Raw genomic sequence first — 10,272 nt, 5'->3', positions numbered from 1 at the left:
CGCCACCAAAACGCTCCGCGCCGATCTTCGTCAGCGCCGCCGTCAGCGTCGTCTTGCCGTGATCCACGTGTCCAATCGTGCCCACGTTCACGTGGGGCTTGGTGCGCTCGAATTTACCCTTGGCCATGACTGTCTATCTCGCTGACGTTGTGTGGTGGTGTGCTGGTTTTTCTGGTGGAAAGTCCGATCTCGAGGACCGGACCCTGCGGTATGACCGCCTGTTGGTGCTCACGAATGGAATCGAACCATCGACCTCCTCCTTACCAAGGAGGTGCTCTACCGACTGAGCTACGTGAGCGTTGAAACTGGTTGTGACGACCGGATAATTCAACTGCCGGACAATTCAATGGAGCGGGAGACGGGAATCGAACCCGCACTAGTAGCTTGGAAGGCTACAGTTCTACCATTGAACTACTCCCGCACCGTGACGCTTGTGGATGGGGCTGGAACTGGTGGAGGGAGGTGGATTCGAACCACCGAAGGCGTAAGCCAGCAGATTTACAGTCTGCCCCCGTTGGCCGCTTGGGTATCCCTCCGAAGTCTCCGGGCCACGCATCCCGTAAATCCCTGAAACAGCCCGCGATTTTGACGGGGGAGCGGATTTCTGTCAACGCTCGATCCAGCCTTGGCCCAATTCAGACGTTGAACCGGAAGTGCAGGACATCGCCCTCCTGGACCCGGTATTCCTTGCCCTCCAGGCGCAGACGCCCGGCTTCCCGGGCCCCGGCTTCGCCCTTGTAGCGGATGTAATCGTCGTAGCCGATGGTTTCGGCGCGGATGAACCCCTTCTCGAAGTCGGTATGGATCACGGCGGCGGCCTGGGGCGCTGTGGACCCGGCTTTCACGGTCCAGGCGCGCACCTCCTTCTCCCCGGCGGTGAAATAGGTCTGCAGCCCCAGCAGCCGGTAAGCGGCCCGGATGACGCGGTTCAGGCCCGGCTCGTCCAGGCCCAGGTCCCTGAGGAACTCGTCGCGGTCGGTGTCTTCTAGCTGGCTCAGCTCCTCCTCGATCGCGGCCGAGACGGGTACCACCTCGGCCCCTTCGCCCGCAGCCCGCTCCCGGACCGCGTCCAGGTGCGGGTTGCCGGTGAACCCGTCCTCCAGCACGTTGGCCACGTACATGACCGGTTTCAGGGTCAGCAGGAACAGGTCGCGGACCGCCGCACGGTCCTCGTCCGACAGGCCCAGCGCCCGGGCCGGCCTGCCGCTGTCCAGGCCGGCGCGGATCCGGGCCAGGATCTCGACCCGGGTCTTGGCGTCCTTGTCGCCGGTCTTGGCCGACCGCTCGGCCCGCTGCAGGGCCTTTTCGACCGATTCCAGGTCGGCCAGGGCCAGTTCGGTATCGATCGTTTCGATGTCGGCGATCGGATCGACCTTGTTGTTGACGTGGATCACGTCGTCGTTTTCGAAGCAGCGGACCACGTGGCAGATCGCATCGACCTCGCGGATATGGGCCAGGAACTTGTTGCCCAGGCCTTCACCGCTGGCCGCGCCAGCCACCAGCCCGGCGATGTCGACGAACTCGACTGCGGTGGGAATGACCTTCAGCGGCCGGGCGATGCCGGCCAGCGCGTTCAGGCGCGGATCCGGCACCGGCACCACGCCCACGTTGGGTTCGATGGTGCAGAACGGGAAATTGGCCGCGGCGATGCCCGCCTTGGTCAGCGCGTTGAACAGGGTCGACTTGCCGACGTTGGGCAGGCCGACGATGCCGCATTGGATACCCATTGCTTGAATTCCGGGATTCGTGATTCGGGATTCGGGATTCGTGAAAGCCAGGCCGCGCTTCGCCGACGAATCCCGAATCCCCAATCCCCAATCCCTACTCCCTGGGGGTGTGCAGCCGCGTCATCGCATCCATGAAGTTGCCCTGCACCGCCAGCGGCAACACGTCCAGCGCGTCGGCGATGGCGCGCTCGATCAGCGCATCGTCCGCGAGCGACGCCCGCCCCAGCACCCACGGCGTGACCCGGTCCTTGTGCCCCGGATGGCCGATACCGATGCGCAGACGGTGGAAGCGCCCATGCCCGAGCAGCCGCATCGTGTCGCGAAGACCGTTCTGGCCGCCATGGCCGCCGTCGAACTTGAGCCGGGCCACGCCCGGAGGCAGGTCCAGCTCGTCGTGCGCCAGCAGCGCCTGCTCGGGCTCGATCTTCCAGTAACGCAGCGCCGCCGCTACTGATTTGCCGCTGAGGTTCATGAAGGTCGCCGGCTTGAGCAGCCACAGGTCGCGGCCGGCGAAGTCGATCTTCGTGGTCTCGCCGAACAGCTTGCTGTCCAGTCCGAACCGCCCGCCGGCCTTGTCCGCGAGCGCGTCGATAAAACGGAACCCGGCGTTGTGCCGGGTCCGTGCGTGTTCGGAGCCCGGATTGCCCAGCCCGACGATGAGACGCAAACCTTCCATCGCTGCGATGCACATCGGCGCGCCCGCGAAGGCGCGCCGACGCACGGATTACTTCTTCTCTTCGCCCTCGCCGGCAGCACCGGCTTCGCCGCCTTCGCCTTCGGCCTGGTCGCCTTCGGCGGCTTCGGCAGCTTCCTCGCCCTCGGCCGCCACTTCTTCCTCGACCTCTTCCTTCACGAAACGCGCCACGGCCACAGCCGGATTGTGCTCGTCGTCGATCTTGAGGGTGGGGGTGACGCCTTCGGGGAACTTGACGTCGGACAGGTGCACGGTATCGCCGACCGCGATGTTGCCCAGATCGATCTCGATGAATTCCGGCAGGTCCTTCGGCAGGCAGGTCACTTCGACTTCGTTCATCTCGCTGGTGACCGCAACGTCGACGGTCTTGCCGGCCGGAGAGGTCTCGATGTTGATGAAGTGCAGCGGCACGCTGACGCGGATCGCCTCATTGGCGTTCACCCGCTGGAAGTCCAGATGCATGATCACCTGCCGGTACGGATGGCGCTGCATGTCGCGCAGCAGGACCTGCTGCGGCGTGCCGTCGACATCGAGGGTGATGATCGACGAGTAGAACCAGTCGTTCTGGCTGGCCAGCCAGGTCTTCTCGTGCTCGAGCTGGATGCTCTGCGGCTTGGTGTCGCCGCCATAGACGATGGCCGGGATCTGTGCCGCATGACGCAGGCGGCGGCTCGCACCCTTCCCCTCGTCCTTGCGGCCAGAGGCCGATAGCTTGTGTTCGGTTGCCATTTGCGTTTACTCACTTCGTTGCGATGAAGCCGCATCGCTGCGGCGTGTCGACTCCCCCGCGACCAGGAGAGCCTTGTTGGGTCAGTCCACGTAAAGCGAACTGACCGATTCCCCGAAGGCGATCCGACGGATCGTCTCGGCAAGCAGTTCGGCGACGCTGAGCTGGCGGATGCGTCCGCAGGCCCTTGCGGCGTCCGACAACGGGATCGTGTCGGTCACCACCAGCTCGTCGAGCTGCGAATTGTTCAGGTTGTCGATTGCCGCACCCGACAGCACCGGGTGCGTGCAGTATGCGACCACCTTGGTCGCGCCCTCGCCCTTCAGCGCCGCCGCGGCGGCGCACAGGGTGCCGGCGGTGTCGACGATGTCGTCGACCAGCACGCAGATCTTGCCGCGCACGTCGCCGATGATGTTCATCACCGTGGCGACGTTCGCCTTCGGCCGGCGCTTGTCGATGATGGCCAGGTCGGCATCGTCGAGGCGCTTGGCGATGGCCCGGGCGCGGACCACGCCGCCCACGTCGGGAGACACCACGATCAGATCGTCGGTCCCGTAGGCACGCCAGATGTCGGCGAGCAGCAGCGGCGAGGCGTACACGTTGTCGACCGGAATATCGAAGAAGCCCTGGATCTGGTCGGCATGCAGGTCGATGGTCAGCACCCGGTCCACATGCACCACGCTGAACATCGAGGCCGCCACTTTGGCCGTGATCGGCATCCGCGCCGAGCGCGGACGCCGGTCCTGACGGGCGTAGCCGAAGTACGGCACCACCGCGGTGACCTTGCCGGCCGAGGCGCGCTTGAGCGCGTCCACCAGCGCCAGCAATTCCACCAGGTGCTCTGCCGCCGGCGCGCAGGTCGGCTGGATCACGAACACGTCCTGGCCGCGGACGTTCTCGTCGATCTCGATCTGCACCTCGCCGTCGGAGAACTTCCCGACCACCGCCTTGCCCAGCCCGATCCCGAGCTCTTCGCACACCGCCTTGGCGAGTGGGCGATTCGCATTACCGGAAAAGACCAGCAGCTCCCGATCGTCCTGCATGTCTTGCTCCGCTCGCTCTGACCGTTGCGGGAAAAAACCATGATCCGGGACTGGCGACCGGTGATTCGCAAACGCGGATGCTGCCGCTTCAGGAATCACCAATACCGAATCACGAATCGCGTCTGTGGCAGGGGCGGAAGGATTCGAACCTACGCATGCCGGGATCAAAACCCGGTGCCTTAACCACTTGGCGACGCCCCTGCAGGAACCCGCGTTTCGAGCGCATCCAGCAGCGGCGACCGCTCCGCACCACGCGCCAGCCAGGCGTTGAGCCCGGGCGGCAGCGATGCCAGCGCGACTTCGGCCAACTCGCGGCTAGCGAATTCGACGAAGACGCCGCTTCCGGTGCCGGTCAGGCGCGGCCGGCTAACCGACCCGCCGACCCTGGACAGCGCGGAGAACAAGGCCTCGACGGCCGGTTCCCGACGGCGCAGCACAGGTTCGAACGCGTTGCCGAGGACGGCACCTTGTCCGAATGCATCCGAAACGAAGTCCGATATTGTCGCGGGCGGGGAATCGCGCGTCAATTCAGGTGTCTGGAACAGGTCCGCAGTGGAGGCATGCACGCCCGGGGCCGCCAACAGGTACCAGGCCGGGGGCAGATCGAGCGGAACCAGCCGCTCGCCGACCCCTTCGGCCCAGGCGTTGCAGCCCTGCACGAAGACCGGGACGTCCGCCCCCAGGGTCAGGCCCAGGCCGCAAAGCTGTTCCCGATCGACGGGAGAACTCCACAAGGCGTTGAGGCCGACCAGGACGCTGGCCGCATCCGAAGACCCACCGCCGAAACCGGCGCCTGCCGGGATGCGCTTTTCAATCCAGATATCTGCACCTAGTGTGCAGTTAGCTGCGTTTTGCAGGCTTTTGGCGGCTCGAACAGCCAGATCAGCGGCTTCGGCAACGCCTGCTGGCGCATCCCCATGCCGGACGATGCGACCGTCGCTTCGAACGCGGAGACGGATGGTGTCGCCCCAGTCCAGCATCCGGAACACCGTCTGCAGCTCGTGATAGCCATCGACACGCCGGCCCACGATCCGCAGGAACAGGTTCAGCTTGGCGGGGGCAGGCCAGGAGGTCCAGCCTGCCTGACCCCGGGCCTCCGACACCGGAGCGCTCACGGCCGTAGGCGATACGCGGCAGCGCTCATTGCCATTGGTCCACGATCAGCCGGACCTTGGCTTGCGCGCGTACCGCATGCAGCCGATGCGGGAGTTCGATGGCAGTACCCGTGACCGGCCGCCAGTCGCTGTAATCGATCTGCCAGCCGCCTTGGATCAGTTGAGAAAGGCGGCCATCTGCGCCGAACTGCTGCTCAACTACACCGAACCTGCCTTCATCGGCGCGTCCGCCCCGTACCCAGCTGGCCAGCGCTTCGACCGGGATCTCCCAGCGCGTCGCCTCGCGCAGCAAGGCGGCGGCATCGCTGCCTTCGCGTGGGCCGCCTTCCAGACCCTCCAGCCGCGCGCGGTCCGGCGTGCCGCTGAGCCGCCAGCTCTGGCGGGTGACCGGCGCGCTCAATGCCACTTGGTAGGCCGGCCCGTCCTGGATCCACTCGATCCGGCCGCTGCCGCCATCGCGCCCGTTCGCCAGAGCGATCCTGCCGGCCAGCGACCAGGATGGCAGGCCTGCCAGGGCAGCCTCGCGCTGCTGCTGGTGCTGCTGTGGATCGCCAGCGATGGCGGGCAGCATCGTTCGCGGTGCCGGGGTGGCGCAGGCGGCGAGCAGGGCCGCACACGCGACGGTGGCGAGAAACCGCAGGCTCATGCGCCGGTTTTCTCCAACGCACGCTTGAGCGACCGGTTTTCGTTGTCTGGATCGAGCTTGCGCGCTTCCTCGAAGAATTGCCGGGCCTCGTCCTTCTGGCCCTCGAACCACAGCACCTCGCCGATGTGCGCGGCGATTTCCGGGTCCTTCTGCAGCGAGAACGCCCGCCGCAGTTCGACCAGCGCCTCACGGTTGCGCCCCAGGCGATACAGTACCCAGCCGTAGCTGTCGATGATCGCGGCGTTGTCGGGTTCCGCCACGCGCGCGCGATCGATCAGCTCCAGCGCCTCCTTGTAGCGCGTAGTGCGGTCGGCCAGGGTATAGCCGAGCGCATTGAGCGCAGCGATATTCTCCGGCTCGGCCACCAGGATCTTGCGCAGGTCCGCTTCGGCCCGCGCGATGTCGTCGCGACGCTCCCAGCTCAGCGCGCGCGAGTACAGCAGGCCGCCTTCGTCCGGAAACGCCGCCAGGCCGCGGGCGAACGCATCGAGCTCGTCCGGCGAGCGCGGATCGTCCTTGGCATGCAGCTCGGCTTCGAGCAGGTAGGCGTCACGACGGGTGCCCTCGTCCGCCGCGGCATCGGCCTGGATTTCGCGCAATTCGGCGAAGGCTTCCTTTGCCCGCCCGAGTTCGTGCAGCACGCCAGTGGCGCGCAGCCGCGCCTGCCAGCGCGCCTCGCCGCCTGGCACGGTCCGGTACCAGGCCAGGGCTTCGTCGTAGCGCTTGAGGAATTCGGCGATCTGGCCGAGCAGCAGCCGGCGGTTGGGGTCGGGTTCGGCGGAGGTGGCTTTCAGTTCGTCGTAAAGACGCCCGAGCGCTGCGTCGTCCTTGGCCTTGGCCAGCAGCGAGGCGCGCAGGCCGTAGCTCTGATCGGTCTGGGGCCCGCGCGAAAGCGCATCGGCGGCGGCCACCGTGTCGCCGAGCGCGTCGTATTCGGCGGCGATCGCGGTGCGCAGCTCCGGAAGCATCAGGGCCGCATCGGCTGCGTCGGCCAGCGCCTTGCGCGCCTCGGCGGGCTTGCCCGCCTCGCGCAGCTGACTGGCACGCAACAGGGCCACGCGCGGTTCGCCGGGGAAGCGCTCGACCACTTCGGCCACGATGCGTTCGGCCAGTGTCGCCTGCTGCAGCTGCAGGGCGAGCCCGCCGAAGGCAAGCCAGGCCTGCAACTGCTGCGGGAGGGCATCGGCTTCGACCAGTTCGCCCAGGATCTTGGCCGAGAGCTTTGGATCCTTGCCGCTGTTGCCCAGCGCGTTCAAGGCATAGCGCCAGGCGCTGCGATCCTGGTCCGCCAGCAGCGCCTGTAGCTGGCGCCGCGCAGTGCGGGCGTCCTTGCGGCGCAGCGACAAGGTCGCGTCGGCGCCGCGCATGGCCAGGGAATCGGGTGCGCGCTTGCGCCACAGTCCCAGCGCCTCGGCCGCACGCTTGTCCTGGTTGGCGAGCAGGGCGATACGGGTGGCGCGTTCGGCCAGCCCGGCATCGTCCGCGGATTCACGCGCGGCCTTGAGGTACCAGTCGCTGGCTTCGTCCAGGCGCCCGGCCTGGAGTGCGTATTCGCCGGCCATGGTGGCGGCAAGCGTGTCGTCAGGAGGTGGCTTGCGCGCACTGGCGGCCTGCGCATGCGACGCGCTCAGCACGGCGCAGAGCATCAGGCATTGCAGGGGGCGCAGAAGGTTGGCGGGCATGGAGGGCGTATGGGCCGTAAAATGGCGGCGTTCGCATCGCAGCTTAGCTCAAGCCTCCTAAACACAAAGCAGCACCCCGCATCGCCAGCCAGACTCCAGCGTGAGCCAGCTCCTCGTCCTCGGGATCAACCACGAAACCGCGCCGGTCGCCGTGCGCGAGCGGGTGGCCTTCGCCCAGGAAGCGCTGCCGCAGGCACTCATCGCACTCAAAGCCTTGCCGCAGGTGCAGGAGGTCGCGCTGCTGTCCACCTGCAATCGCACCGAACTCTACGCGGTGGCCGGCGACGGGGGCGAAGTCCTGGGCGAATGGCTGGCCACCCACCCCGGCGACGCCGCCGGCCTGCACGCCTACCTGTACCGGCACGCCGACGGCGACGCGGCCCGGCACCTGTTTCGGGTAGCGAGCGGCCTGGATTCACTGGTGCTGGGCGAACCGCAGATCCTGGGACAGGTGAAACAGGCCTGGATCGCGGCACGTGCTGCCGGCACCTTGGGCAGCCGGCTGGACCGGCTGTTCCAACACGCCTTCACCACGGCCAAACGCACCCGCACCGAAACCCGGATCGGCGCCAGCCCGGTCTCGGTGGCATCCACGGCCGTACGGCTGCTGCAGGAATCCTTCGCCCGACCCAGCGAAGCCACCGTGCTGCTGATCGGCGCCGGCGAAACCATCGAGCTCGCCGCGCGGCACTTGGTACAGGCCAAGGTGGCGCGCCTGCTGGTCACCAACCGGACGCTCGCGCACGCGCAGGAACTGGCCAGCCGGCACGGTGGCTACGCGCTGCCGCTCGACGAGCTGGATCGCCACCTGGCCGAAGCCGACGTGGTGATCAGCGCAACCGCCAGCCGCGATCCGGTGATCGCACGCGCCCATGTGGAAGCGGCCCTGCACACGCGCAAGCACCGGCCGATGCTGCTGATCGACCTGGCGGTGCCACGCGACATCGCCGCGGACGTCACCGAGCTGCGTGACGCCTATCTGTACACCGTCGACGATCTGCAGCGCGCGGTCGAGGACAACCGCCGCACCCGGCGCGAAGCCGCCGAGGAAGCCGAAGCGATCATCGAACTGCAGGTGGCACGCTATGCCGGCCAGGCGGCCGCGCGTGCCCGCACCGCACCACTCAAGCAACTGCGCAGCCACGGCGAGGTGGCGCGCGCCGAATCGCTCGCCAAGGCGCGCCAGCAGCTCGCTGCAGGCGTCTCGCCGGAACGGGCGCTGGAATTTCTGGCCCATACATTGACCAACCGTCTGTTGCATGCGCCGACGGTGGCGCTGCGCGAAGCCGCATTGACCGGCGATGCCGAACTCGCGCGCGCTGCCGAGCGGATGTTTCCAGCGATGGATATCGGGAATGCGGAACCGGGAATCGAGGAAGCTGCCGATCGCGAGCGTTAGCGACCTCGCACGCTGCTCACCGCGATTCACGCTTTTTCCCATTTCCGGATTCCCATGCTCCCCACCCTGCGCCGCAAACTCGAAGCCCTGGCCGAGCGCCGCGACGAGCTGGAACGGCTGCTCGCCGATCCCGCCACGATCGCGGACAACGACCGCTTCCGCGCGCTTTCGCGCGAATTTTCCCAGCTCGAGCCGGTCGCCCGCGCGCTCGCCGCCGAAATGCAGGCCAAGCAGGACCTGGCCGCAGCCGAGGCCATGCGCGACGATCCGGAACTGACGGAACTGGCGGAAGAGGAAATCACCGCCGCCATCGCGCGCCTGGCCGAACTGGAAGGCGAACTCATGGCGCAGCTCGTCCCCCGGGACGCGCGCGACGAGGGCGGCCTGTATCTGGAGGTGCGCGCCGGCACCGGCGGCGACGAAGCCGCGATCTTCGCCGGCGATCTGTTGCGCATGTATACGCGCTATGCCGAACGCCAGGGCTGGAAGGTCGAGGTGGAATCGGCCAATCCGGGCGAGCACGGCGGCTACAAGGAAGCGGTCGCGCGCATCGAGGGTCGCGGCGCGTATTCGCGGCTCAAGTTCGAATCCGGCACCCACCGCGTGCAGCGCGTGCCCGAGACCGAATCGCAGGGCCGCATCCACACCTCGGCCGCGACCGTGGCGATCATCCCCGAGGAAACCGGCGAGATCGACATCCAGATCAACCCGGCCGACCTGAGAGTCGACACTTTCCGTTCCTCCGGCGCGGGTGGCCAGCACGTCAACAAGACTGACTCGGCGATCCGGATCACCCACCTGCCCAGCGGGGTTGTCGTCGAATCGCAGACCGAGCGCAGCCAGCACGCCAACCGCGACAAGGCCATGAAGCGGCTCAAGGCGATGCTGGTGGAAGCCGAAACCGAACGGCGCGCCGCCGCGCAGGCCGCAGTGCGCAAGCTGCAGGTCGGCAGCGGTGACCGCAGCCAGCGGATCCGCACCTACAACTATCCGCAGGGCCGGATCACCGATCATCGCGTCGAAGGCCTGACCCTGTACGACCTGCCCAATGTGCTGGAGGGCGATCTGGACGCACTGGTCGAACGCCTGGCACGCGAACACCAGGCCGACGAACTGGCCCGCCTGACCGAAGGCGGTTGAATGCCTGTAGGAGCGGCGTAAGCCGCGAGCTTCCCACCCCCGAAGCTTGAAGGACGCTGCGAAAAGAGCCCGCGACTGGCGTCGCTCATGCATTCGAGC

10 protein-coding genes and 4 tRNA genes are annotated in these 10,272 nt (G+C 67.2%); 2 read left to right on the top strand and 12 right to left on the bottom strand.

Annotated elements, in window-relative coordinates; genetic code table 11:
* The 12 genes from MC375_RS17635 to MC375_RS17580 form a co-directional block, all read right to left on the bottom strand.
* On the bottom strand, window positions 1–127 hold a 127-nt coding region (locus MC375_RS17635), incomplete at its 3' end, for a GTP-binding protein (RefSeq protein WP_049472805.1).
* Window positions 128–222: 95 nt separating this feature from the next.
* A tRNA-Thr gene (locus MC375_RS17630) sits at window positions 223–298 on the bottom strand.
* Window positions 299–347: 49 nt separating this feature from the next.
* Window positions 348–421: transfer RNA gene (locus MC375_RS17625), tRNA-Gly, on the bottom strand.
* A gap of 29 nt (window positions 422–450) precedes the next feature.
* Window positions 451–536: transfer RNA gene (locus MC375_RS17620), tRNA-Tyr, on the bottom strand.
* Window positions 537–635: 99 nt separating this feature from the next.
* Window positions 636–1,727, bottom strand: coding sequence for a redox-regulated ATPase YchF (ychF, locus tag MC375_RS17615; protein ID WP_242104735.1), 1,092 nt, complete (start codon window positions 1,725–1,727; stop codon window positions 636–638).
* Between the two features lie 94 nt (window positions 1,728–1,821).
* Entirely contained in the window at window positions 1,822–2,403 is a 582-nt protein-coding gene (pth, locus tag MC375_RS17610; protein WP_242104741.1) for an aminoacyl-tRNA hydrolase, read from the bottom strand.
* Between the two features lie 48 nt (window positions 2,404–2,451).
* The gene (locus tag MC375_RS17605; RefSeq protein ID WP_242104734.1) at window positions 2,452–3,150 is read right to left on the bottom strand and encodes a 50S ribosomal protein L25/general stress protein Ctc; all 699 of its coding nucleotides are present in this window, start codon (window positions 3,148–3,150) and stop codon (window positions 2,452–2,454) included.
* An 81-nt stretch (window positions 3,151–3,231) separates the two neighbouring features.
* Complete coding sequence (locus tag MC375_RS17600) at window positions 3,232–4,191, bottom strand: ribose-phosphate diphosphokinase (RefSeq protein WP_242104733.1); 960 nt, start codon at window positions 4,189–4,191, stop codon at window positions 3,232–3,234.
* Window positions 4,192–4,316: 125 nt separating this feature from the next.
* A tRNA-Gln gene (locus MC375_RS17595) sits at window positions 4,317–4,392 on the bottom strand.
* A complete protein-coding gene (gene ispE, locus MC375_RS17590; RefSeq protein WP_242104732.1) occupies window positions 4,371–5,306 on the bottom strand; it encodes a 4-(cytidine 5'-diphospho)-2-C-methyl-D-erythritol kinase in 936 nt (311 codons plus the stop codon). Before ispE ends, MC375_RS17595 begins: the two co-directional genes overlap by 22 nt.
* 25 nt (window positions 5,307–5,331) lie before the next feature.
* A complete protein-coding gene (gene lolB, locus MC375_RS17585) occupies window positions 5,332–5,952 on the bottom strand; it encodes a lipoprotein insertase outer membrane protein LolB (protein WP_242104731.1) in 621 nt (206 codons plus the stop codon).
* Window positions 5,949–7,634 (bottom strand): tetratricopeptide repeat protein, encoded by a 1,686-nt coding sequence (locus tag MC375_RS17580; protein ID WP_242104730.1) that lies wholly within the window; start codon window positions 7,632–7,634, stop codon window positions 5,949–5,951. The genes lolB and MC375_RS17580 overlap by 4 nt, the downstream gene beginning before the upstream one ends.
* A 100-nt stretch (window positions 7,635–7,734) precedes the next feature.
* On the opposite strand from MC375_RS17580, the gene hemA reads away from it, so the two are divergent.
* Both hemA and prfA read left to right on the top strand, forming a co-directional pair.
* Window positions 7,735–9,033 carry a glutamyl-tRNA reductase gene (gene hemA / locus MC375_RS17575; protein WP_242104729.1) on the top strand — a complete coding sequence of 433 codons (1,299 nt, stop codon included), beginning with the start codon at window positions 7,735–7,737 and terminating at the stop codon, window positions 9,031–9,033.
* Between the two features lie 54 nt (window positions 9,034–9,087).
* Window positions 9,088–10,173 carry a peptide chain release factor 1 gene (gene prfA, locus MC375_RS17570; protein ID WP_242104728.1) on the top strand — a complete coding sequence of 362 codons (1,086 nt, stop codon included), beginning with the start codon at window positions 9,088–9,090 and terminating at the stop codon, window positions 10,171–10,173.
* The last annotated feature ends 99 nt before the right edge of the window (window positions 10,174–10,272 follow it).

Origin of the sequence: Lysobacter sp. M2-1, from assembly GCF_022662495.1 — a bacterium.
Lineage (GTDB): Bacteria > Pseudomonadota > Gammaproteobacteria > Xanthomonadales > Xanthomonadaceae > JAKPBU01.
Note: the sequence above shows the minus strand (reverse complement) of the source record. Positions and strands in the feature narration are given on the sequence as shown.